The sequence below is a fragment of the Polyangium jinanense genome (assembly GCF_028435365.1).
This window is the reverse complement of the sequence record NZ_JAGTJJ010000078.1, coordinates 1-24,283: the sequence shown is the minus strand read 5'-3', so window position 1 is coordinate 24,283 and position 24,283 is coordinate 1. Positions and strand designations below refer to the sequence as shown.

Genomic DNA, 24,283 nt, shown 5'->3' with positions numbered 1-24,283 from the left:
CGGCTGCTATTCCGCCTCCCCCTCCTGCCCGAACATCTCCGCGAAAAGCCCCGCCAGCCGGTCGAACTGCACCGGCTTCACCAGATGCGCGTCGAACCCTGCCTCGCGCGAGAGTGACCGATCCGACTCCTGCCCATACCCCGTCACCGCGATCAACCGCAACCTCGTGAGCTCCGGCCGCTCCCGCAATCGATGCGCCAGCTCGTACCCATCCATCACCGGCAAACCGATATCGAGCAGCGCAATGTCCGGCCGAAACTTCTCCGCCACCCGCAAGGCCGACGGCCCATCCGAAGCCACCCGCGTCTGATACCCCAAGCTCCCCAGCGACTCCGCCAGCAATGCCGCCGCATCTTCGTTGTCGTCCACCACCAGAATTCGATGCCCGCCCCCGCCCTGAGCCTTCATCGGCGCCCTCACCCGCGCCCGCGCCGCCTCCACCTCCGCGAGCCCCGCGGCCGCCGGGAGCCGCACCGTGAATTCGCTCCCCCTCCCCTTCCCTTCGCTCCGCGCCGACACCGTCCCCCCGTGCATCGTCACCAGATTCCGCACGATCGCCAGACCGAGCCCGAGCCCTCCCTGCGCTCGATCGAGCGCCTGTCGGTCCTGCACGAAAAAATCGAACACCGTCGGCAGCACGTCCGGGGCGATCCCGATACCATTGTCGCGTACCCGAATCTCGATGTCGCGCTCCCGCCGCTCCGCTTCCACCGCGATCTGCCCGCCCGACTCCGTGTACTTCGCGGAGTTCGTCAGCAAATTCGACATCACCTGCGCGAGGCGCGTCCCGTCCCCGTCCACCAAGAGCCCCCGCGACGGCACCTCGACCGTCAGGTGGTGCCGCCTCTGCTCCAGGAGCGGACTCGCCATTTCGATCGCCTTCGCCACCACCTCCGCGATCTCGATTCGCTCCTTCTTCAGCTCCACCTTGCCCCGCGTGATGCGCGAGACGTCCAGGAGATCGTCCACGAGCTGCGTCAGGTGTTTCACCTGCCGCTCGATCACCGCTCGCTCCCGCGCGCCCGCGTCGCCGATGCGCATCCGCATCAAGTGCAGCGCCGTCGTGATCGGCGCGAGCGGATTGCGCAGCTCGTGCCCCAGCATTGCCAAAAACTCGTCCTTCGAACGGTTCGCCGACTCCGCCTGCCGCCGCGCCTCCTGCTCCCGCACGAGCAGCTCCCCCCGCTCCTTCATCGCGTCCTCCAGGCGCTTGCGGGCTCGCATCCGATCCGTCACGTCGATGGCCACGCACAAGAGCCCCTCCGGCTCCCCGGACTCACCGCGCACCGCGCACAGGTTGAAGCTGAAGTACGATTCCTCCACGTGGCCGCTGCCGCGATCGATGTCGAGCCGCTCCTCGTCGGTCACGTACGGCGTGCCGGTCGTGTACACCCGGTCGATGATGCCGATGATCGGGTGATTCGCGAGCTCGGGGAACACCTCGGCGTACGCACGCCCCACCAGGTGCTCCTTGCCCACCATCACCTCGTAGCGCGGATTCGCCAGCTCGAAGACGTACCGCGGCCCGCGCAGCGACGCGATCGCCACCGGCGCTTGCATGAAGAGCGCGTGCATCTTCGTCCGCTCCCGCACCGCGCTCATCCGCAGCTCCGCGATCTGCAGGTGGACCGTGATCCGCGCCACGAGCTCGCGCGCCGAGAACGGCTTGGGCAGGTAGTCGTCCGCGCCCGCCTGGAGACCTTCGACGCGTGATTCCTCGCCCGCGCGCGCCGAAAGCATGATCACCGGCACGTCGCAGAGCGACGCGTCGTCGCGCAGCGCGCGCAAGAGCCCGAAGCCGTCGAGGTTCGGCATCATCACGTCCGTGAGCACGAGGTCCGGTCGCGACGCGCGCGCGGCTTCGAGCGCCGCTGCGCCGTCCGCGACCGCCTCCACCTTCCAATGCTCGCCGAGAATGCGCCTGACGTACGCGCGCATGTCGGCGTTGTCGTCCACGAGCAGGATGCGCGCGTTCGGGTTCGGGGCGAGTGCGCCGATCGAAGACTCCGATAGGAAACGCTCCGAGATCGGCGCCTCGTCGCCATCCGCGTCCGCGCCGGGCAGCCACCGCAACGCCTCTTCCACGTACGGCGCCACCACGCCGGACCGACTCGAGGCCGGCGCTGGCTCGGCGCGAACGCGATCGGCGGGCAGGTGCGCCGCGCCGAGCGGAATCACCACGGAAAACCTCGTCCCCTTGCCGAGCTCGCTCGCGACCTGGATGCGCCCTCCGTGCAACCGCACGAGCTCTTGCACCAGCGCGAGCCCGATGCCCGAGCCTTCGTGCGTGCGCGACCGCGCGCCCTGGATGCGATGGAACCGATCGAAAAGCCGCGGCAATTCGTCCTCGGCGATGCCCGTGCCCGTGTCCTCGACCGTGAGCTCCACGTGGTTCCCCACCGCCTGCAGGGCCACGCGCACCTTCCCCTCGAACGTGAACTTGAGCGCGTTCGAGAGCAGGTTCAGCACGATCTTCTCCCACATGTCGCGGTCGACGAAGACTGGCTCCTCGAGCGTCGTGCAGTCGACGTCGAACGCGAGCCCGGCCCGTTCGAAGGCCGAACGAAACGCGCTCGCGAGATCGATCGTCAGCGCCGCGAGATCGATCGGCTCGTACGCGGCTTGAATGCGGCCGGCCTCGATCCGCGAGAAGTCGAGCAGCGCGTTCACGAGCTTCGCGAGCCGCATCGTGCTCCGATGCACCCACCGCAGGGCCTCGCCGCCGAGCGTCCCCGTGCCCGAGGCGAGCGCGTCCTCGACCGGCCCGAGGATCAACGTGAGCGGCGTGCGCAGCTCGTGGCTCGCATTGCTGAAAAAAGCCGTCTTCGCGCGGTCGATCATGGCGAGCGCCTCGGCGTGCGCGCGCGCCTCCTCGTGGGCGCGCGCGTTGCCGATCGTCGTGACGACCTGATCGGCCGAGAGCCGGAAGAGCCCGCAGTACCGGTCGTCGAGCAAACGATGCGGGCTCATGCCGGCCACGAGGAAGCCGTACGGCTCGGGTTGCCCGGTGCGCACGAGGGGCAGGACGAATGCGCGCTCCGGCGGGCTGCCCCAGCGGCTTGCGGGAAGCGCGCCGAACCTTCCTGCGAGGTCGTCCACGAGCACCTCGCGCCCCGTGCGCGCCGCCTCGGCGAGCGGCCACGCGGCCTGCGAGGTATCGCCCCGGATCGGCACGCTCGCGGGTTTGGCCGGGCCATCGTATCGGGCGAGCCCGCTCTCGCCGACGAGCCGCGCTTCGCCTTCGCGCCCGTCGGCGAGGTAGAGCAACGTGAACGGCAGATCCGCCTCGTTCGTCGCGAAGATCTCGGCGGCCGTGCGGCATGCCTCCTCGGCCGATTTTGCATCCGCGGCGCGCGCCGCGAGATCACGCAGCATGCGGAGCTGCCGGTCGTCCTGGATCTGCTCGGTCGTCTCGTGCACGGTCACGAGCACGCCGCCCACGCGACCGTCATCGCGCGGGACCGGGCTGTACGAAAAGCTGAAGTACGTCTCCTCGACGAACCCGCGCCGCTGCATCCAGAGCAGCAGATGCTCGCTCCACGTCGCGGGCCCGCCTTCGAGCACGCCGCGCGCCATGGGACCGACGACGCCCCAGATCTCGGCCCACACCTCGTTCGCGGGAGCGCCGAGCGACGCGGGGTGCTTGTTGCACAGGAAGGGCCGGTAGCTGTCGTTGTAGACCGCGTGGATGAGATCGGGCCCCCACCAGATCAGCATCGGAAAGCGCGTGTTGAGCACCACGCCCGCCATCGTCTTGAGGCTCGTCGGCCAGCCCGCGACCGGGCCGAGCGACGTCCGCGACCAGTCGAACGAGCGCATCAGTGCGCCCATCTCCCCGCCGCCGGCGAGGCAGCCCTCGACCGCTGAACCCTGGACCCCAACCCGAGCCATGAATCCAGCTTTAATGGACGTACGCTCATCATGCTAGGGCGGAAAAACGAGCTGTTCAGGACGACTTCTCGATTTTTGCCAGGAATCGGAAAGTCACGTCCGGGTCGATCTCGCCTGCCTTGTTCTTCACGTTCTCGCCATTGTTCGCCGCCGCCGTTTTGGGCACATGCACGCCTCCCCACGCGACAAACAAGGGTTTGGCGCGGATATACAGCGCCTCGACCGGGCCCTCCTGCCAGCGCTCCTCGGATGGGGGGCCCGGACGAACAGCCTGCCCGGACGCGGCGAAGGTGAACGCCTCCCCGCGCTTCGCCCCACCTCGCGTCCTGAACGGGAGTACACTCCGCCCGCGATGACCATCAGCACCTTCGATCTGTTCAAGATCGGCATCGGACCGTCGAGCTCGCACACCGTGGGGCCGATGCGGGCCGCGCGCACGTTTGCCCTGGGACTCGAGCAGCGAGGGTTGTTCGAACGAACGGCCAAGGTGAAGGCCGAGCTCTTCGGCTCGCTCGGCGCCACGGGCAAGGGCCACGGCAGCGACAAGGCCGTGATCCTCGGCCTCCGCGGCGAAACGCCGGACGGGGTCGACGTCGAGCGCGTCGAGGCGTACGTGGGCGCGGTGAAGTCCACGGGCCGGCTCGCTCTGCTCGGCCGCAAAGAGATCGATTTCGCGCTGCCCTCCCAGATCCTCTTCTCCCGAAAAACCTTGCCGTTCCATCCGAACGGCATGCGATTCACCGCGACGAACGCGGACGGCGAGGTCCTCGACACGCGCGTCTATTATTCGGTCGGCGGTGGCTTCGTGGTCGACGACCCCGAGGCGGGCGCGGACACGCCGACAGAGGCCCCGAAGGCTGGGTTTCCCTACCCGTTCCGCACGGCCGCGGACCTGCTCGCCGCCTGCGCCGCGCGCGGACTCTCGATCAGCGACTTGATGCTCGCGAACGAGTCGATCTTCCGGCCCGAGGCGGAGACGCGGGCGGGGCTCTTGCGCATCTGGCAGGTCATGCAGGCCTGCGTGCAGCGCGGCCTGCGCACGGAGGGCACGTTGCCCGGGGGCCTGCACGTGCAAAGGCGCGCGCCGGGGCTTTACCGGAATCTGCTCGAAAACCCCGAGGCGGGCCTGCGAGATCCCTTGACGGCGATGGATTGGGTGAGCCTCTACGCGCTCGCGGTGAGCGAGGAGAACGCCGCCGGCGGGCGCGTGGTCACGGCCCCGACGAACGGCGCGGCGGGCATCATCCCGGCCGTGCTCCATTATTATCGGCGGTTCATCCCCCACTCGACGGACGACGGCGTCGTCCGATTTTTGCTCACGGCCGGGGCGATCGGGGTGCTTTACAAAGAGAACGCCTCGATCAGCGGCGCGGACGTGGGTTGTCAGGGCGAGGTGGGCTCGGCCTGCTCGATGGCGGCGGGCGCGCTCTGCGAGGTCCTCGGCGGCAGCCCCGCCCATGTGGAGAACGCGGCCGAGATCGCGATGGAGCACAACCTCGGCCTCACCTGCGATCCGATCGGCGGACTCGTGCAGGTGCCGTGCATCGAGCGCAACGCGATGGCCGCGATCAAGGCCATCCAGGCCGCGCGCCTCTCGCTCCGCGGCGACGGCCGCCATTTCGTGGCTCTCGACAAGGTCATCAAGACGATGCGGGACACGGGCGCCGACATGAAGGAAAAGTACAAGGAGACCGCGCGCGGCGGCCTCGCCGTCCACGTCCTCGAAGCACCCGTCGACACGAGCATCGACGTGAGCGTCGGCATTCCCGAATGCTAGGTTGACAGACGCACCCGGTTGTCCAAACTATCGGCCCTTCGAGCAGGCGGCAGGCATGGGAAATCACGCGCGCGCAGTCTGGGAATCGGTGCAGAAGGTCCGGGCGGGCAAACCGCTCGTGCACAACATCACGAATTACGTCGTGATGAACACCACGGCGAACGCCCTCCTTTCGCTCGGCGCCGCGCCGGCAATGGTGCACGCGGCCGAGGAGGTCGAGGATTTCGTGGCCATCGCCTCGTCGCTCGTGATCAACATCGGAACGCTCTCGTCGCCGTGGATCACGGCGATGCGGCTCTGCGCCAGCCGCGCGAACGAGCTCGACAAACCCTGGGTGCTCGATCCGGTCGGGGTCGGCGCGACGCCGCTCCGGACGCGCGTCTCGGATCAGCTCGCCCAGATCGGGCCCACGGTCATCCGGGCGAACGCCTCCGAGGTCCTCGCCCTCGCGGCCGTGAACGCGAAGGCCACGCGCGGCGTCGACAGCACCGAGCCGTCGCAAGCCGCGATCGAGCCGGCGCGGCAGCTCGCGCAGACCTACAAATGCGTGGTCGTGGTGAGCGGCGCCGTCGATTACGTGACCGACGGCGACAAGCTGCTCGGCATCCGCAACGGCCACCCCATGATGACGCGGGTGACGGGCCTCGGATGCACGGCGAGCGCGCTCGTCGGGGCCTTCCTCGGGGTGGAACCCGATCCGCTCGTCGCCGCCGCGCACGCCATGGCCGTGCTCGGCGTCGCGGGCGAGATCGCCGCGGAGCGCAGCCAAGGCCCTGGCAGCCTGCAAATGAACCTGCTCGACGCCCTCTATCAGCTCGACGAAGCCACCCTCGCGCGCGTGAGGTTCGTGTGAACCAAGCCCGCCTCCTCGCCCATGTCGTGCTCGCCGCGGCCGCGCTCACGTCGAGCGCCGGTTGTGTCGTCCTGCGACGCCCGACCACCTTGCCGCCCGCGGAGAAACCTTACGTCGCCGTCCTCAGCGGCGAGATGCCCGAGCCGATCACGATGGTGGCGCGGCACGCCTGGATCATCGTGAACGTCGCGGATCAGGGCCCGCTGCTCCGGTACGAGCTGCTCTCGCGTGCATTCAAGGAGACGACGTCGCGGCCGCTCGACTATTTCGGCGAGGGGGACGTGGCGCTCCATGGCCTCGTCGAGAAGGATCGGGGCTCGATCCGGAAGATGGTCGAATGCCTCGACGAGGAGACGCCGCGGTACAACGAGGAGCACCCCGATTATTTTCCGATGCCCGGCCCGAACAGCAATACCTACGTCGATCAGATGCTCCGGCGCTGCAACATCCCGGTCGATCTGCCGTCGACGGCCATCGGCAAGGATTATCGCGGGCCGATCGGCGTATCGCTGACGAGCGGCGGCACGGGCGTGCAATTCGACACGTGGATCGCGGGCGTGAAGCTCGGCCTGACGGAGGGCGTGGAGCTGCATGTTCTCGGCTTGACGATCGGCGTGGATTGGTGGCCGCCGGCGCTCATCCTGCCCGTCAACCCGGGCCGGCTCGGCTTCGACGATCGATGATCAATTCGCCACCTCGAGCTCCCAGCCGAACACGAGCCCGAGAGAGACCGTCCGCATCTGCTCGCGCCGCTCGAGGCGAAAGAAATAACCGCGGCCCATCAAGTTGCCGTATTTCTCGAACGTTTTCCCGAACCGCGCCGTGAGGGCCATCGTGTTCTCGTCGACGAACGGGAAAAGCCCCGCGCGGGTTTGCCGCACGTCGTCCGCCGGCGTCCATCCCACCGCGAAGAGTGCTCCGACCCGCGCGCGCTTCGTCACGTCGAGCTCCAGCCGAACTTCGGCCGGCAGCACGAGCGTCATGGGCACGCGCGCCGTCACGCCATTCACGCCGATCCCGCCGAAGATACCGAAGTACCCCGACGGCCCGATCGCGACCGCGACGCCGGCCGGATACAGCTCGAACCCGAACCCGAATCCCGGCGCCCCGCCGGCGCCGAATTCGAGCCCCAGGCCAAACGCATAGGCGATCCGCTTTCCATACAGGGCACGCGCGGAGAGCCCGCCCATGAGGAGGCTCGACAGATTGTGCATGGCCTCGGGATCGCGGACCTGCGTGTACCGGAGGAACATGTTCACGCTGGCGAGGCCATACCGGCGATCCTCGACGCCGGGGAGCTCTTCCTCCTGCGCCGAGGCCGAAACGCTCACGAGCGCGGAGGCCGCCACGAGCCCGGCGAGGGCCGTTTTTTTTGCTCGTCCCGCGCTCATGTCAGGGTTTCCGCGGCTTCGCCTTGGGGAACGTCACGTATCCTTTGGCCGTCATCCAGGTCATGACCTCGACGCGCAATCGACCGGCCTTCACTGCGGGATCCTGCTCGGCGAGCGCCCGCGCCTCCTCCACGGAGCCCACGCGATAGAGGGCGAGGCCGCGGAACGAGTCGTCGGATTGGTCATCGAACGGCCCGGCCGCGACGATCGCCCCCTCCTCGGCCATCTTGTCGAGGTGCGCGATGTGGGCCTTCTGGATCGCCGCGAGCTCGGCCTCCGGAATCTCGTTCGCCCGCGGACCCCGGCGAAGCAAAACGAGCTCATACTTCTCGAATTCCATGGGCCCATCGGCCGCGGGTGCCGCGGGCGCGGCGGCGGCGGGCGCGGGCTGTGCGGGTGCCTCGGGGCAACGTTCGGCCGGCGAGGAGGGACCGGAGGCGGCGCACCCCGCGAGGAGGAGCGCCGCGGCCAACGTGGGGACGAGGGAGGAGGAGCGGGTTTGGCGCGGAGGCATCCTGGGCAGGATACGGGACGGCCTACCGGATGTCACTCGCGTCGGGGAACTGAAAAGCAAGCTCGAAGCAGCGCACGCCCGAGGGGTTGTCGATAGCCGTGCCTCGTGTAGCATCCTGTCGGCGCTCGATGACCGCACCTCCTCGCCTCACGCCCGCCCAGATCGTCGCGCTCGGCCCCCTCGGAAGCGTCTCGCCCGAGCTCCGCCGCGCGCTCTCGGGCGCGGGATTCGAGCCCATGCCGCAGCCGGCCGAGGGCGACTGGCTCGCGTGCCACCCCGAACGCGGCCAGAAATATGCCGAATTCGTCGCGGAAAAGCCGCTCGTCCCCGACGAAACTCGCCGCACGCTCGCGCTCCTCCCGCTCGGCGTGCCGGCGCGACCGGGCATTCCGCGGCCCGGGCTCCTCCGCGACGCCCTCGAGGCTTTTTATGCTCTGCCGGCGCGCCTGCTCCCGCGCGTCCCGCTCGCGGAGGTCGGCATGCGGACGCGCATCAACCCGCACACGGGGAAGGTCCAGCTCTACACGCCGCACATCCTCGCCTTCCTGAAGCAACGATTGCCCCCGGACGTGTTTGCGCTCGCGGCCATCACCGGCGAGGATCTCTATCCCGACGAGTCCTGGAACTTCGTATTCGGCATAGCCACGCCGCGCCACCGCGTCGGCGTCTTCAGCTTCGCGCGGTACGACCCGGCCTTCGACGACGAGCCCTTCCACCCCGGCGACGAAAAGCTCGTGCTGCGCCGCATGATCAAGGTGCTCGTCCACGAGGTCGGGCACATGTTCGGCCTGCGTCACTGCATTTATTTCTCGTGCCTCATGAATGGGTCGAACCACATCGAGGAGGCCGACGCGCGCCCGCAACACGTCTGCCCCGTGTGCCTGCGGAAGCTTCAGCACGCGATCGGGTTCGACGTGATCCGGCGGTACGAGGCGCTCGAGCGATTCTACGAAGGTGCGGGGCTCGACGACGAGGCGGCCTGGGTCGCCGAGCGGCTCGGGGAAATTCGGGCCTAAAATCGCAGGGGGCGCGGGGCTCAGGAAGCCCGGACCGGATGTCTCAGAAGAAGGCGACCCCCACGCCCGTCGCAATCGCGACGAGGCAGAGGATCATGTCCACGGCGCGGCGATGGCGCGCGGGCCGGATGATGGTGACGAGCATCGAGAGCACGACCATCGGTGCGCCCGCGAGCATGACGGTCCACCCGTTCGCCACCGCGATTGCGATCGCCACGAAGGCGATGAGCAGGACGCCACCGAAGGCCGTCAAAGGCTCCCCCTCGTCGGGAGAAGAAACCCGCGCGACGGCGGCGCCCGCGGCGCCGAACGCGAGCGCAAACGCGCCGGCTCCTTCCCAGGCCCAAAACGACGGCGCCTCGGAGGCGACCATGATCGCGGCGAACACCATCGCCGCGAAGAGCGCGGCGGACGATTCGATCACGAGCCCTACGACGTACCCGGCGGCGGCAATCTGGCCGCGCGTGTTGACCTGCTCGGCGACGCGGTCCCGCTCCCATTGCTGGCCCGCGGTGAGGTTCGTCGGCTCGCCGATGGGGACACCGACCTGCGGGTACAGGACCGCCTGCTCTTCCGGCGTGGCCGCCGCCTCCGCGGCCGTCTCGGCGAGCGACGGCCCGCTGCTCACCCGAGCACGGAGGCGCCGAGCGCGACGAGCCCCAAGACCGCCGTGGGAAGGGCCACGGCCGAAGCGTCGGGCACCTTGAAAAAGCCCGCGGCGCCGAGCACGAGCGTCACGGCGGAGGCGCCGAGCAAGCGGTAGAGGGCGCCTCGATCGACGGGCTTGTTTCCCGAAACGGCGCTCACGACCTGACCGGCGTTGCCGGGAATCCAGGCGCTCACGAGCGCGGCGCCGGCGAGGAGCCACGAGGCCCGCGTCGGGGGCACGGAGGCGAGCGCGGCGGCGATGGGGACGAGGTGGCGCGCGAAAACAAAGGCTGAATGTGGCATTGTTTGAAGCTCATCCCGGATGGACTTGCGTCGTGCCGGGAACGATGGATGGACGTGGGAGCGCATGGACGATACCTGGGAACGCGTCGGCACGCACTGGAACCGTTTCGAGGCGCCCGATCTGCTCCACACCCGCGCCGTCGGCCCCATCTCCCGTGACGAGTTCGCGACCGCGCTCGACGTGATCGAGCTCCACGCAAAGCAGGGCCCGATCTTCTGGCTCGTCGACCTCACGCACCTCGACGGCATCGCGCCGGAGGCCCGGCGCCTGCTCTCCGAGCGCGACGCCCGCGCGTTTTTGCGGGGGATCGTACTCATCGGCGGCGGATTCTCGCAGCGCGTCCTCGCCACGCTGGCCATCAAGGCCGTGCGGCTCTTCTGGCGCCACAAGACCCACGTGCCGTTCGTCTTCCTCGCGGACGAGCGCGAGGCGCGCGCGTGGATCGAGGCCGAACGCCGCGCCCGCCCCGGCCCCCACGCGAGCGCCGGGCAGCGCGCCGACGGGGCGGCCGGAAAAGAGCTGTAATAAGCGCGCCCACCGTGCGTCGGCAGGGCGTACCCTCAGGAGGAGCCACGCCGATGCACACGGAACAGCCCTACATTCACGCCCTCGGACACGGCGCGCTCACGCGCTTCTACGACCCGTTCATCCGCGCCGTGACGCGCGAGCGCGCCTTCAAGGAGCGCCTGATCGACCTTTCCGACGTCCGGCCCGGCCACCGCGTCCTCGACGTCGGCGCCGGCACGGGCACGCTCGTGCTCTTGCTCAAGCAGCGGATCCCCCAGGCCGTGGTGGTCGGCCTCGACGGCGACCCGAAGATTCTCGCCATGGCCCGCCAGAAGGCCGCGGCCGCGGGCGTGGACGTCGAGCTCCGCGAGGGATTTGCCCAGCGCCTCCCCTTCCCCGACGCCTCGTTCGATCGTGTGGTCACGAGCCTCGTGCTCCACCACCTCTCCCTGGCCGACAAGACGGCGGCCTTTCGCGAAATGGCGCGTGTCCTCGCGCCGGGCGGCGAGCTTCACGTGGCGGACCTCGGCCCGCCGCGCTCTTTGGCAGGCCAGCTCGCCGCGGGCGCCCTGCGACGTGTCGGGCACCTCCGCGACAACCTCGACGGGCGCCTGCCCGAGCTGATGCGCGCCGCGGGGTTCACGCGCGTCGAGGAGACCTCGCGGCTTTACACGCTGTTCGGGCCCCTTGCGTATCTGCGCGGCGAGACGTCGATCGATTGAGAGATTTCAGGCGCCGCGGTGGATGGTCATCAAGAGCAACGGACCATCCGGCGTCTCGACCACCGCAACGTCGCGAAAGCCCGCCTTGCGACAACAAGCCACCGCGCGGCCATTCGTCGGATCCGGATCGGTCTGCACCTTGGTCACGCGCGGATCGGCGAACAGAAAATGTAGAAACGCCCGGATCATGCGGGTACCGAGGCCTTTGCCGATACGATCGGCGTCGGCGATGAACTGGTCGATGCCAAGCGCGCACGGGTCCGTCTCGTCGAGCCACCAGCCGTCGGCCTGGCTCGCCATGACCCGATAGGCCTGGATGTAGGCGAAAGGCTTTCCGTCCTCGCATGCGAGGTACGGAATGGCGCCGCCCGGAGCGTCGAGCGGTAAGGTGCCGGCCTCCGCGAGGCACGGGAGGTACTCGTCGCGGAGCTCGTCGAGGGTCGGCGTGGGCTGCCACCATTCGGCGACGTGGGGGCGCGTGAGCCAGGTGTGCATCAAGGGAAAGTCGGCCTCGGTGAGGGGGCGGAAGGTGAGGGGCGGAGGCATGGGTGGGGAGTCTAGCTCTCTTCGAGGCGGATCGGGATCCACTCGAACTCGGTGACGCCGGCGCCCTGGAAGATGCGCCAGACCTTGGGGGTGACGAGGAACCAGGGGTACGGGAAGAGGGCGTCGCTCACGTCGCCGTTGAACCTCGGCTCGCCGAACCATTCCCAGGTGAGGTTGACGTCCTGCATCTCGGCGAGGTCTCGGGCGCGGTAGACGAGCCGCGTGGGCTGCTCGTTCATGCCGGTCACGCCGCTTCGCCCGCATACACAATGCTTGTGTCGGGCGATGCCCGTCGAGCGAGGCGACATGGGGGGCAACGTCTTGTCGGGGCACAGTTGCCGCCAGGGAAGCTGGAAGCGCACCTGACTCTCGAACGCGGCGAAGACGCCTCGAAAGGAGAGCCCGGTGATGCCGCTCGACGCGAGTTGGCCTGCCAGCCGCTCCTCGACGATGAGGTCGCTGTAATACGTGGATGCGGCGCGGCGCCCCTCCAGCGCGCTCAGCTCCTCGCCATTGATGAGCAACGCGGAGGTTTGCCGCGCACCGGCTCCGCAGACCTTGCAGGCGTCCGTGACGTCGTACGTCGTGCCGACCCGGGGCCCGCCGAATACCTGCAGTTCGGGTTTCGGATCGATGTGGAGCAGCGGCGCTGCGTCGAGCTCGGCGTTGGTGAAGCGGTCCCTTCTCCACACCAAGCGCTTCTCGCCATGTTGCTCGAGAAGCTGGAGGAGAATGGGTAGACGCTCATCGGTTTCGTCGAGCGTGACCCAGACGTCTACCGCGCCAAGGGCAGCGCGGTCCGTCACCTTTGCCACATCGGGACCGCATCCTGCGGGCCCAAGGACAGCTTCGGCCCCCCCAGGAATGCGGTCGCCATAGAAGAATACCTGGACCTCGGTTTTCATGACCTTGTCCTGCCGAGTCTAACTTCACTTGAAGAAGTAGGGTTTGATGGCCTCAAGCCAGTGCGGATAGTTTGCATACGCGTCCTGATAGTTTCTCCAGAGTTCCTTCAGGTCACGGGCACGGGGTGTCAAGGCTTTGAGGCGGTTCGTGATCTCCTTGTGCTTTGCCTCCGTCAAGATCACCGACGGTATCTTGTCGAGCTCCTTCGTGAGTCCCCACCTACCGGCCATCGCCTTCTCCAGGAGGTGATGCGCCTGGTACGCCCCTCCGAGGTCCTTGGTGAACTTGCTCATCACCTCGTACGCGCCGATCGCGCCGTTCTGCTCCAGCGCATGCGCGATGTCCGCCCCGTATTGCTTGGCCAGGAACTCCGCCGTCTCCTTTGACAGCTCCTCGGTCCCCTGAATGATGAGCGGGGCCTTCTTCGCGCACGCCTCCTCCAGCTTCTTGGCGAACTTGTCGGCCTGCCCGAGGAGCACGCCCGAGGCGATCGCCGCGGTCGCCACCGCCGCCTGGACGATCGGGTTGTCGACCCCGTCCTCGTTCGTGCCCCCGATGATGCCGAACCGCTTGCCGCCCTTCCGCGACAGGTCTGCGTTGAGCTCGCCGTTCGCGATGGCGGCGGCGATCGCTAGCTCCTGAGCGATCTCCTCCAAACGCGTCTTCGGCTTCCCGTCCCCCTTGCACCCCTCCTTCGTCTGCTCGCAGGACGCCACGCTGGAGAGCGGCGCCCCGGGTCGAAACACGCGCTCCGGCAGCGCGCCGCCTCGATCCACCAGCGTGCAATGCTCGTCCACGCACTTCGGCGGATGCACCTCGTCCCGCTTCGGCAAGGTCGATTCTGACGGCAAGAGCGGCTCGTTCGACAGCACGCCTTGCGGCGGAGGCGGCGAGGGTCGCGGCTTCTCCGGCGGCCGCTCGGGCATCTTCTTCACGCCCGGCGGCACGACCTCCGCTTGTTCCTCCTTCGCCGGCGGCGGCTTCGGCGGCTCCGAGGCCTCGGCGGCCGGCGCCGCTCCCGCCTTGTTCTCCTCGGCCGGGTCCTTCGGCGCGCTCTTCGCCGGCGCCGGCTCCGGACGCGGCGGCGGCTTCGGACATTGCAGCTTGTTGTAGGGCGGCGGCAAGAACCGGACGTTTTCTGGCGGCGCCCAAGGGTCGTAGGCGAAGGTCGTGAGGCCGTTGGTCTTGGCCGTGAAGACCTGCCAGCTCTGGGTCATCACGGTCGCGCTCCCCGACAGGGCCCACTGGTCCATCTTCGGGTGCCCCGGGAGCCGCACACAGACGCGGATCTCCGCGCGGGCGAGAGACGGCACGCACAGGACGAGAAGGAGCAGCGGCAAACACCAGGCGAAGACGCGACGAAGCATCGGCGGACCCCGAGGTGAACGCGAGCGCCCCGCGGCGGTGAGCGGGCCTGCGTTCTCCGTGGCGAGCCTTGTGCACGAGGTCGCACGAGCGGCGCAACAAAGGGGCGCCTCAGACGCATTTGCGGTCGCGAGCGCGAAAAGCCCGATCCGCCGCCGGAGCCCTACGCGGCGACGCCCGACCCCCCCGCCCTCGCGAAGCGCCGCGGGCCCGCCGCGACGCGTGCCGCCTCCCGATCGCAAGCACCCCGCGCCCCTTCGTCAGCGGCGCGCCTCCCTCTCGAACCGCCCCCGCCGACCTTCCTCCGCGAAGGCCACCCCGGCGCAGGGGCCCCCGCCCCCCGCGCAAAGGACCCCGCCGACCGACCGAAGGACCCCGCACCCCGGTTTCCGGACCCCGCACCCCGGTTTCCGGACCGCCCCCCCGATCGCCCCGAGCCTACCGACCCGTCGGAAGCGCCGCGCCCTCGGCCGCGGGCGTGACGGGCGCGGGCGTCGCGGGCGCCGCCGGGTCGTCGTCGTCGTCCTTCTGGGAGGCCCGCTCGACGCGCAACTTTTGAAAATCTTTGTCGTTTCGACCCACGGCATGCGCGAGGCTCCGGCGGAACGTCTGGAGCTCCTTGTCGAACACGACCGCCGTGGCGCGGCTCTCCTTCAGGAGCTTCTGGTACGTCGTGTCCGCGGCTTCCGCCTCCGACCATTCCTTGTTCGCCGCTTCGAGAGAAGGAATCAGCTCTTTGAGCGCGTCGACCTTGTAGGTGAGCGGCTTGCCGTCTGCCGTGGTCGATTCCTCCAATACCTCGGCGAGCCGGCCCCCGTCCTCGATGACGTCATCGGGCACGTCGGGCTTGTCGCCGAAGGTCGAAGCATCGAACTCCGGGACGTCGCGCACGAGCAGGGGCAACCAGCTCTGAATGCGCCGGAGCAGGGCGGCGACCGCCCCTTTGCCCTCGCGCATTTCACGTCGCCAGGTGTTTTCGTACTTCGCGGCGGCGTCGTATGCGGCGATGAATGCGGTGGCCTTGCCGGGCAAGGTGGTCGCATACGCGGCAATGACGGGCGACTCGGAAGCCCTGCGCGCCTGCACGCGCTTGGCACGAGTCGCGAGGCGGCGGAGCTTCCATGCGGGGGTGGTTGCCATCGAGAGGATCCTTTCCAGAAAGGTGCGGCTCGAAGGAAAACCGGAGGGAGGGGAAAAGGTCAAGGTGATTCTGGTGTCATTGGGGAGCGGAAGCGGAGGCGGGAGCGGAGGCGGGAGCGGGAGCGGAGCCGCGAGCGTGATGCCCTTTCCTTCGCCTCTCCTCGGTCCGGGCAGCTCAGGGGTTCGGCTTCGCGTTGCCCGGCACCATCGGCACGAACCTCACCAGCGCCAGGTTTTCCTTCGCGATTCGCCCGCTGCGCTTCGTCAACCGCACGAGCTCCTGCGGCTCGTCCTCCCCGCCCACCGGCGCCACCAGGATCCCGCCCTCTGCGAGCTGATCGAGGAGGGCGCGCGGGATCTCCGGTGGCGCGGCCGTGATCAGGATCCGATCGAACGGCGCTTGCTCGGGCCAGCCTGCGTATCCATCGCCGATGCGGACCTCGACATTGGAGTAACCGAGCTTTTCGAGACGCTCTCGCGCGACCTCGCCGAGGGGCGCGACGAGCTCGATCGTGAAGACCCGCCGCGACAGGAGCGCGAGCACGGCCGCCTGGTATCCCGAACCCGTGCCGATTTCCAGCACGCGCTCCGTACCCCGGAGCTCGAGGGCGTTCGTCATGATCGCGACGACGGTCGGCTGGGAGATCGTCTGGCCATGGCCAATGGGCTGCGGGCGGTCCTCGTACGCAAGGGCGATGGGGGCGTCCGGCACGAAGAGGTGGCGGGGGGTCGCTTGCAGGGCGCCGAGGACGCGCCCGTCCCACGTGGCGCCGCTCCAGGGCGGGCTGCGGCGGATCTCGCGGACGAGGTCCTCGCGCAGGGTGCGCGCCTCGGCAGTGTCGTCGCGGACGGCGGGCGGCGGCGCAGCGACGCTCTCGACGAGGGCGTCCGGCGGCTCGTCATCGGGGGCGGGCGGGGTGGAGGATGGACCGCACGACGGGAGCGCCAAGAGCAGGCAGCACCAACAGAGACGGCCCATCATTCGAACAACATAAGCCGCGCGTTCCGCAGTGCATAGCGACGGCGACCGTACGAGCGGCATCGACCGGAGAAAGCGGACACGGAAGCGGGAGCGGAGGCGGAGGCGCGTGCGCTTGCGCTTGCGCGTGCGCGTGCGCTTGCGGATCAGGCGAGCGCGAGCGTTTGCAGGTGCCGTCGGGCGAGGGAGATGCGGGCGTAGGCGGTCTTCGTCTTGATGCCGAGCGCTTCGGCGATCTCCCGGATCGAACGGCCTTCCAGGTAAGGCACCACGACCGCACGGGCGCGCGGGCCGATCTTCAAGAGGAGTCGCTTGAGCCGGAAGAACCCGTACGTCGCCAGCACGAGCGCCTCCGTCGACTCCGCTTCGTCTTCCCGCTCGGGAAAGTCATCCGAAAGGCCCGCGAGTACCTCCCGTTCGCAACGCGCCAGCTTTCGATGATTGCGCGCACGGTTGAGCCCAATCATCAGCAGCCACGGGCGCGCCTGCTCCGGCGTAACAAGACATTCGAGGCGTCGCCAGGCCGTGAGGAAGACCTCCTGCACAACATCGTCCACGTCGCTGGGAGGGATGGCCTGTCCGAGAAGAAGGCGGCGCAGGAAATCGCGGTGTTCCAGGTAAAGGCGCCCCAGCAGGGCGTGCGCCGCCGTAAAGTTTGCCGGCGGCGGATGGAGCTGTATCGTAGCCATACTCATGACTCCGGGTCTGTCGGGGTTGTGGGGAGACGCCGGTCGGTGTTGGTAGCACCGGCTGGCGTCGCTTGCTTTGTCTCATGGATTGCGGCCCGAGGCAATTGGAAAAGAGCGGATTGGTTCGTCGGGGGAGTCGTGGGAGAACCCACGCTGAACGTACCTCACCCCTCGCCCCTCTCCCGTCCCGGGAGAGGGGCGAGGGAGGCTTCTCCTACGAGGCGCGGCGGTAGACGAGGCGGGTGAGGGTGGCGATGACGTGGTCCATTCGGTCGAGGACCTTTGCATCGACGGTGCCGATATAGCGCATGGCTTGGGCGACCTGGACGCAGGCCAGCACTTCCCTTGCCGACCCGAGGGCGGAGGAGTAGCGCTGCCGCTTGTTTCCGGCGTGGTTGCCCATGCCTTCTGCCGCGTTCAACGCGACGCTGTGCATGGCCCTGCGCATCTGCCGCGCCAGATCCGAATCCTTTCGCTCAATCCGTTCTGCAATGCTTGCCGCGTCCCCCGCCATGGCCAAAACGACTTCGTAGATCTTCAGCATGATGATTCCTCCGCCCGACGGCCCAATCGCCGGGACCCCCGTCCCGCACCGTCGCGCGCAGGCCTCTTCAAGGCTGCGCAGCACCGCGCGGACCCGCCCGCAGCGCGAAGCGCGAGGACGGGGAGCACGGCTTGGCCTTGAAGAGGCCGAGCACGACGGTACGCTCGCCGTCCCCGAGCGGAACCCCTGCATACCGTTCCCCAAGCGCACGCGCACGCACACGCACACGCGCACGCGCCTCCGCCTCCGCCTCCGCCTCCGCCTCCGCCTCCGCCTCCGCCTCCGCCTCCGCCTCCGCCTCCGCCTCCGCCTCCGCCTCCGCTCCCGCTTCCGCTACCTGCCTCGTCCGCGAGCCCCCCGCCGTGATCGGACTCCGTCGCCTGCCTCGTCCGCGAGACCGCCGCCCTGATCGGACTCCGTCGCCTGCCTCGTCCGCGAGACCCCGGCCCTGATCGGACTCCGTCGGGGCCTCGTCGACCAGGCACCCGACGAGGTCCGATCTCCTCCGGGGCCTCGTCGACCAGGCACCCGACGAGGTCCGATCTCCTCCGGGGTCTCGTCGACGAGGGATTCCGGGTGAACTTACCTCGTGGTCGCGTGTAGGCACCACACGAGGCGTCCTTCGCGTCTTCGCCGACCTTCGGTGTGGTTGACCTCACCATGCGGTGGATCCCCCCCACCCGCCGAACGATTCGATTTCTGGAAATGCGACGGCAATCTGCGCCTTGCTCCTGGAAGTCCACCATTGAACGAGGCTTCCATGGCCGCTTCCGCTTCCAAACCCGCCCCGCCTCCGCCCCCCGACGAAACGTTGGCCCTTCCGCCGCACCGATGATATTGCCGCGCCGTTCCGCGCCTTCTCGGCGTTGGGCAGGTCCCATCGGCTTCGAGCGTTCTGTCGACACTTGGGGCTCCGGATCGCCTTCGGCGTCCTACGCCCCAAACCCCACGCGGCATGGCCACCTCCCGTCTCTCCACCTTCGTCCGACAAGGACGCCGCCACGTCGCGCTCACCGTGCTCGGCGCTGCCGCCCTTGCGACGTTCTTGCCCCGCGGCATCCCGAACCTGGGCGCGAAGGACAGGTCCACGGCGCTTGCCTCGGCGCTCGCGTCGCAGGGCCTCGTTCTCACTGCCGACGACGTGGCCTGGATCGATCCGCCGCGTGGCGTCTGGGGCGCGCTTGGTGCGAAGAGCCGCGCCGTCGTCCGCGCCGCGCCTGCGCAAGGCGAGCCGAACGACCTCTACCTCGTGCACGCCGAGCTCTCGCCCGAAGGCGTCCTCCTCGATGTCGGCGGGGCCTACAATCTCACCGAGACGAGCGGCGCCGATGAGTCGCGCCCCGTCGTCCGTGGCGAACGACTGGCCTACGTCTCGAGCCCGCTCATCGCCGGCAGCCATCCCACCGTGCACGTCTTCGATCTCTCGGGACAAGCACTCGCGACCGAGGGCTGGACCCGCGTCGAGCGATTGCAGAACGCGCTCACGAACGCGCAGGAGACGGGACAACTCCGCGGCATCGGCAAGCGCACGTTCACGCTCGGCGAGGGCGAAGGCGAAGCCGCGGCGCAAGAGGCCGAACCAAAGGAAGGCGAGGCGCCCGCGCGTGACGTGCGATGCGCGCTCGAAGAAGCCACGCTCGTCGTGCGTGATGGAACCCGCGAGGCACGCGTGCCGCTCGATGGCCCTGCGACGCTCCCTGCTTGGCTCTCGCACGAGAGTGGGGAGATTGCGCGGCCGGGCAACGTCGTCACGTGGTCGGTCGATCGCGTGCGTGACGTCATCGGCGACGAGGCGATGCAGACGATCAAGGCCGTCGCGTTCGCGGGCCTCGAGGTCGTCATGCGGCAGAAGGAGAGCATGGGCGGCGAGCAGGCCGCGGCCGAGGCGATCGCGGAGGACCTCGGACAAACCACGCTCGAAGCGCCCACGCGTACGATGCCCACGGACCCCGAGATCGGCTGGCCACCGGCGCCGCTCGATCCGTGGATCACGCCCGCGCTCCCCGGCGAGGGACAGTGGAACCCGCAGGACAAGGATCCCTTCATTCGAAGGATCGAGGGCCTGCCGCCCGCGTTCGTCACGACGTACATCCGCCCTGATCGCTCACGCAAGACGACGCGCGTGTTCATCGTCGTATGGGATCCGCGTCAGGTGGAGCTCCACATGATGGCCGGCACGGTCGAGCCGAAGGGCGCGACGGGTGAAGCTGGGCCGGGCCTCATCCCGCGTGATCCCGCGGTGCTCGAGCGTGTCGTCGCTGCGTCGAACGCAGGCTTTCAAGCGCTGCACGGCGAGTTCGGCATGATGGCCGACGGCGTCGTCTACTTGCCGCCGAAGCCGTACGGCGCGACCGTCGCCGTGCTGCGTGATGGCTCCACGGCGTTCGGGAGCTGGCCCGAGGATCAGAGCATCCCGCCGAACGTGATGTCGTACCGACAGAACATGACGGTCATGGTGCTCGACGAGAAGTTCAACCCGTACAACCGCTCGTGGTGGGGCGGCACGCCGCCGGGTTGGGCGGACAAGACGCACACCGTGCGCACGGGTATTTGCCTGACGAAGGAGAAGTTCGTCGCGTACTTCTACGGCGCGGATCTCGGCCCCGAAGGGCTCGCGCAGGCAATGATCCAGACGCGCTGCTCGTACGGCATCGCGCTCGACATGAACGCGGGTCACAGCGGGCTCGAGTTCTACAAGGTCGCGCAAGAAGGCGAGATGGATCCGCTCGGCAGGCCCTTGCAATACGACTGGGAGTCGGAAGGCACGGTCTCCGGCATCGACGGATGGAAGTTCCGCGGCAGGCGCTTCATCCGCGGCATGGGCCTCATGAACTTCCCGCGCTACATCAAGCGCGAGGCACGCGACTACTTCTACATGACGCTGCGCCACGTGCTGCCGGGCCCGGGGATCACGCCCGTCGCGCAACCGCCCGTCGACGGCGAAGGACAGTGGCGCGTGAAGGGCTTGCCGCAGCATGGTTTTCCGTATGCGCTCGCCTCGACGGAGCTGCGCATCGACGCGGCGCGGCCCGATCGCAAGGCGCGCGTGGTGAAGATCGATCCACGCACGGTGGCGGCCGCGAAGGCCTCGGCGCAAAGCGCGGGCAAGACCGTGGCGGTGCTCGATGCGGGCCCGGCCGATGCAGGTGCGGGATCGGCGTCGCTCTGGGCTTCGGCCGGCGCGTTCGCGATCGGCGCGGAGTCGCCCGTCGAAGGCGCGGTTCGCCTCGCAACGGGCTCGCCGAACGCCGCGGTCGCCGCGGCCGCCGTCGGCGTGAACGACAAGGACGGCATGCTCCTCTACGTCGAGCTCTTGACGCCTGCGGATGCTTCCGCGGCCGACGCAAAGGCGCTCGACGCGCTCTTGAAGAACGCGGGATGCAGCACGCGGCTGCTTCTTGCGAAGCCGCTCGCGGTGGCGCTCGGCGGCGACACGGATCTCGCCGGCGCGGCCGTGCATCCGCCCCAGGGCCCGACGGCCGTGCGCCTCGCCCGCGCCGAGGCCCCCGGCGGCCGCCGCTTCCTGGAGGACACGCCCATCGTGCCTTTCGACAAGTGGTATCCGCTGCAACAGAAGCGGATCCGCTACTTCAAGAAGCCCCAGAAGGACCCCGCTGAGGGGGCGTCGAACTGACGGATCGCACCGTTCGGTGCGTGGAAGCTCGCTTCGCGAGCTTCCCTCTAGGGGGTGAATCGTCCGGGCTTTGCCCGGACGAGAGGGGGACGCGAGGCGTCCCCCTTGGGACCGAGGGACGAACTCCGCGGAATCATGTGAAGAAATTCGCGAAGCACGCCAAGCGCGGCTAGGCTAGGCGTGTCTCGGTTTTCCCGCCTGGGCGCGGTGCGAACACGGAGACCCATCGACCCTCTACTCGCGTCGCGCGAGATGTGCGAAAGGGTTTCCTGTCGTCCGCGGCGTAACGTCGCATTCTGTCGAGGAGTGGCTGAACATGGCCGATGATAAGGGCAGCGATCTGGACGTCTTCGAGGGGCTAGCGAAGAAGGCTCCTCGCAGCACCACGCCAGGACTCATGCCGCCGCCCCCTTCGGGAGCTGCCCGCAAGAGCACGCTGCTCGGCGGGGTCGCACCCGTTCCCCTTCCGCCCCCGCCTGGAAGCGGCGGACCCTTGCCCCCGCCCCCGAGCGCGTTGCCCCCTCCGCCAGGGGCACCCTCGCAGCGGATCGCGACGCCCCTGCCGCCGCCGCCCGGCGCAGGCGCGTCTTCGATCCCGCTGCCGCCGCCGCCGGGAGCCGCCACGTCGGTGCCTCTTCCCATGCCCCCCGCGCCGCCGCCCGGAGCCGCCACGTCGGTGCCGCTGCCGCCGCCGCCCGGAGCCGCCACATCGGTGCCGCTCCCGCCGCCGCCAGGCGCAGGCAACTCCTCGCTGCCGCTGCCGCCGCCGCCCGGAGCCGCCGCGCCGGTACCGCTGCCGCCGCCCCCCGGCGCGCCGACCGGTGAAGCCCCCGCCGCGAAGGTGGGCCCCGGCGGCAAGGCCGTCGACATGGACTGGGACGACGAGGAAGAGTCGACCCACGTCTTCGACGCGAGCAAAGGCGACCCGCACCCGACCGGCCCGCGCCCCGCCGCCGGCATGCCTCCCATGAGCAGCGCGGCCGCGGCCCTGCTCTCCGGCTCGGGTGGCTCCGCGCGCCCCGCGCCGCTGCCCCCGCCCGTCGCGGTTCCGACGCTCGGCACGTTGCCGCCCGGCGCCGCGATGCCGCCGCCTCAGGCGCCCGGCGTGTCCACGACGCTCGCCTCCGCGGGCGTGGTGCCCGTCCCCGCGATGCCGCCCTCGCAAGCGCCGATGACGGCGCGCTCCGAGGCGACGGCGATCCGCCCGCGCCCCGATCTGGTCGGCATCCCCGGCGTGCAGCCCGCGCCGTCGTCCGGCGGCAGCAAGATCGCCATCATCCTCGGCGCCGTCGCGCTCGTCGCGGTCATCGGCCTCGGGGTCTTCATGTTCCTGCCGAAGAAGGGCTCGCTGAAGATCGACATCCAGTCGAAGGGCGCGTCGATCAGCAAGGCGGAGATCTTCGTCGACGGCCAGAAGAAGTGCGACACCACGCCCTGCGTGGTCGCCGAGCTCGGCCCCGGCGAGAAAACGGTGCGTGTCATCGTCACGGACCTCGGCAAGGACGAGAAGGTTTCGGCCGTCGTCGAGGCCGGCAAAGAGACGCCCGTCATGGTCACGCTCGAGACCAGCGGCGCTGCGCCCGGGACGTCGTCCGCGCCGGCAACGGCGAGCGCGAACGTGACGGGCCTGAAGATCCTCGCCGCGACGCCGAACACGAAGGTGTGGATCGACGGCACGGATAAGGGCGTGCTCCCGGTCGAGTTGAAGGACATCACGGCCGGCTCGCACAAGCTCAAGTTCGAGGCCGGCGACCGCTACGACAGGCTCGAGCAGACGGTCGACATCGAGGCCGGCAAGCTGAAGGAGATCGGCCCGATCAAGCTCAAGGTGCTGCGCGGGCAGATCGTGCTCGAGCTCGCGACCGAAGGCGCGGCCGTCAAGCTGGTCAACGCGAAGAAGGAAGAGAAGAAGATCCCCGAGAAGGAGTGGAAGAACCAGCCCGTCAAGATCGACCTCGATCCCACGGCCGGCTGGAAGCTCGTCGCCACGAAGAAGGGCCTCGACGACTTCTCGCAAGATCTCACCTTCGACGACGGCCTCGCCGAGAAGCCGATCCGCATCGCGCTCTACGAGCCGGGCAAGGCGCCGACGAACGACGCCGTGGCGAGCGGCTCGGCGAGCGGCTCGGCGAGCGGCTCCGCGAGCGGCTCCGCGACCGACACGGGCTCGGCGACGGGCTCGACGTCGAGCGGCTCGACGTCGAGCGGCACGTCCGCGACCGCGTCGACAGCGTCGGGCGGCGACAAGGCGCCGGCCACGGGCAACGGGACGCTCAACATCAACTCGATCCCGGTCTCGAAGGTCGTCCTCGACGGTCGTCCGCTCGGCAGCACGCCCAAGGTCGGCGTGAGCGTGCCGGCCGGTACGCACACGGTGACGTTCATCCACCCCGACAAGGGCAAGCAGACGGTGAGCGTGACCGTGAAGGCCGGCGAGACGAAGACGGCCGCCGTCAAGTTCAAGTGAACCTGCCCCTCACCTCGCTCTCCTCCCCTCTCCCTCGCAGCTGAGCATTAATCTCATCTGGGAGGCGCTGCGCTGGGGCTTTGCCCCAGGCCCCACCGGGGCTATCCGCCCCTGGACCTGGACCAGCGCAAGCGCTGGACCCGGGGTCGATGAACTGCGCAACGCGCAGTTCATCGAACAGGCCAGGTCAAGACCAACGACGACCCTGCCCATCAAGACCGCGGCGCTGACGATTCAACAGGCAACGTGCCCGTCGCCAGCGTGCAACGCACCTTCCTGGTCTTGCCACCGGCCTGTTGGAAGAACTGCGCGATGCGCAGTTCTTCCACGAACGGTCCAGGGCTTGCCCTGGTTCGGGTCGAGGGGCGAACAGCCCCCGCGGGGCCCGGG

The 24,283-nt window shown here is 69.0% G+C and carries 20 protein-coding genes; 8 read left to right on the top strand and 12 right to left on the bottom strand.

Features of this window, described 5'->3' with window-relative positions; translation table 11 throughout:
• Window positions 1-6: 6 nt before the first annotated feature.
• A complete protein-coding gene (locus KEG57_RS49700) occupies window positions 7-3,891 on the bottom strand; it encodes an ATP-binding protein (protein ID WP_272459846.1) in 3,885 nt (1,294 codons plus the stop codon).
• 352 nt (window positions 3,892-4,243) lie between these two features.
• Between KEG57_RS49700 and KEG57_RS49695 the strand changes: the two genes are divergently transcribed.
• From KEG57_RS49695 to KEG57_RS49685, 3 genes are read left to right on the top strand one after another with little or no spacing between them, the layout of a single operon-like run.
• A complete protein-coding gene (locus KEG57_RS49695) occupies window positions 4,244-5,668 on the top strand; it encodes an L-serine ammonia-lyase (RefSeq protein WP_272428392.1) in 1,425 nt (474 codons plus the stop codon).
• A 55-nt stretch (window positions 5,669-5,723) separates the two neighbouring features.
• Window positions 5,724-6,521, top strand: coding sequence for a hydroxyethylthiazole kinase (gene thiM / locus KEG57_RS49690; RefSeq protein WP_272459845.1), 798 nt, complete (start codon window positions 5,724-5,726; stop codon window positions 6,519-6,521).
• The gene (locus KEG57_RS49685) at window positions 6,518-7,204 is read left to right on the top strand and encodes a DUF3750 domain-containing protein (RefSeq protein WP_272459844.1); all 687 of its coding nucleotides are present in this window, start codon (window positions 6,518-6,520) and stop codon (window positions 7,202-7,204) included. Before thiM ends, KEG57_RS49685 begins: the two co-directional genes overlap by 4 nt.
• On the opposite strand, the gene KEG57_RS49680 is transcribed toward KEG57_RS49685, so the two are convergent.
• Together KEG57_RS49680 and KEG57_RS49675 are read right to left on the bottom strand one after the other, a co-directional pair.
• Window positions 7,205-7,912, bottom strand: coding sequence for a hypothetical protein (locus tag KEG57_RS49680; RefSeq protein WP_272459843.1), 708 nt, complete (start codon window positions 7,910-7,912; stop codon window positions 7,205-7,207).
• Between the two features lies 1 nt (window position 7,913).
• Window positions 7,914-8,426, bottom strand: a complete 513-nt coding sequence (locus tag KEG57_RS49675; RefSeq protein ID WP_272428396.1) for a YciI family protein — start codon at window positions 8,424-8,426, stop codon at window positions 7,914-7,916.
• Window positions 8,427-8,554: 128 nt separating this feature from the next.
• Here KEG57_RS49675 and KEG57_RS49670 point away from each other — a divergent pair, with 128 nt between their 5' ends.
• Window positions 8,555-9,442: an archaemetzincin gene (locus tag KEG57_RS49670; protein WP_272428397.1), complete on the top strand. Its 888-nt coding sequence runs from the start codon at window positions 8,555-8,557 to the stop codon at window positions 9,440-9,442.
• Between the two features lie 43 nt (window positions 9,443-9,485).
• On the opposite strand, the gene KEG57_RS49665 is transcribed toward KEG57_RS49670, so the two are convergent.
• A complete protein-coding gene (locus KEG57_RS49665; RefSeq protein WP_272459842.1) occupies window positions 9,486-10,070 on the bottom strand; it encodes a hypothetical protein in 585 nt (194 codons plus the stop codon).
• The gene (locus KEG57_RS49660) at window positions 10,067-10,393 is read right to left on the bottom strand and encodes a hypothetical protein (RefSeq protein ID WP_272459841.1); all 327 of its coding nucleotides are present in this window, start codon (window positions 10,391-10,393) and stop codon (window positions 10,067-10,069) included. The genes KEG57_RS49665 and KEG57_RS49660 overlap by 4 nt, the downstream gene beginning before the upstream one ends.
• Window positions 10,394-10,457: 64 nt before the next feature.
• Between KEG57_RS49660 and KEG57_RS49655 the strand changes: the two genes are divergently transcribed.
• A complete protein-coding gene (locus KEG57_RS49655; RefSeq protein ID WP_272428400.1) occupies window positions 10,458-10,919 on the top strand; it encodes a SpoIIAA family protein in 462 nt (153 codons plus the stop codon).
• 53 nt (window positions 10,920-10,972) lie between these two features.
• Window positions 10,973-11,623: a class I SAM-dependent methyltransferase gene (locus KEG57_RS49650; protein WP_272428401.1), complete on the top strand. Its 651-nt coding sequence runs from the start codon at window positions 10,973-10,975 to the stop codon at window positions 11,621-11,623.
• A gap of 6 nt (window positions 11,624-11,629) precedes the next feature.
• On the opposite strand, the gene KEG57_RS49645 is transcribed toward KEG57_RS49650, so the two are convergent.
• The 7 genes from KEG57_RS49645 to KEG57_RS49615 form a co-directional block, all read right to left on the bottom strand.
• Entirely contained in the window at window positions 11,630-12,169 is a 540-nt protein-coding gene (locus tag KEG57_RS49645; protein WP_272459840.1) for a GNAT family N-acetyltransferase, read from the bottom strand.
• An 11-nt stretch (window positions 12,170-12,180) separates the two neighbouring features.
• On the bottom strand, window positions 12,181-12,861 hold the full coding sequence (locus KEG57_RS49640) for a hypothetical protein (protein ID WP_272459839.1): 681 nt from the start codon (window positions 12,859-12,861) through the stop codon (window positions 12,181-12,183).
• A gap of 237 nt (window positions 12,862-13,098) precedes the next feature.
• Entirely contained in the window at window positions 13,099-14,442 is a 1,344-nt protein-coding gene (locus tag KEG57_RS49635) for a hypothetical protein (protein WP_272459838.1), read from the bottom strand.
• A gap of 436 nt (window positions 14,443-14,878) precedes the next feature.
• Window positions 14,879-15,580: a hypothetical protein gene (locus KEG57_RS49630; RefSeq protein ID WP_272428403.1), complete on the bottom strand. Its 702-nt coding sequence runs from the start codon at window positions 15,578-15,580 to the stop codon at window positions 14,879-14,881.
• A gap of 175 nt (window positions 15,581-15,755) precedes the next feature.
• The gene (locus KEG57_RS49625; RefSeq protein ID WP_272428404.1) at window positions 15,756-16,562 is read right to left on the bottom strand and encodes a protein-L-isoaspartate(D-aspartate) O-methyltransferase; all 807 of its coding nucleotides are present in this window, start codon (window positions 16,560-16,562) and stop codon (window positions 15,756-15,758) included.
• 143 nt (window positions 16,563-16,705) lie between these two features.
• On the bottom strand, window positions 16,706-17,248 hold the full coding sequence (locus KEG57_RS49620; protein WP_272428405.1) for an RNA polymerase sigma factor: 543 nt from the start codon (window positions 17,246-17,248) through the stop codon (window positions 16,706-16,708).
• A gap of 214 nt (window positions 17,249-17,462) precedes the next feature.
• Window positions 17,463-17,792: a four helix bundle protein gene (locus KEG57_RS49615; protein ID WP_272428406.1), complete on the bottom strand. Its 330-nt coding sequence runs from the start codon at window positions 17,790-17,792 to the stop codon at window positions 17,463-17,465.
• A 955-nt stretch (window positions 17,793-18,747) separates the two neighbouring features.
• On the opposite strand from KEG57_RS49615, the gene KEG57_RS49610 reads away from it, so the two are divergent.
• On the top strand, window positions 18,748-21,426 hold the full coding sequence (locus tag KEG57_RS49610; RefSeq protein ID WP_272425280.1) for a hypothetical protein: 2,679 nt from the start codon (window positions 18,748-18,750) through the stop codon (window positions 21,424-21,426).
• A 316-nt stretch (window positions 21,427-21,742) separates the two neighbouring features.
• A complete protein-coding gene (locus KEG57_RS49605; RefSeq protein ID WP_272425281.1) occupies window positions 21,743-23,893 on the top strand; it encodes a PEGA domain-containing protein in 2,151 nt (716 codons plus the stop codon).
• Window positions 23,894-24,283: the final 390 nt, after the last annotated feature.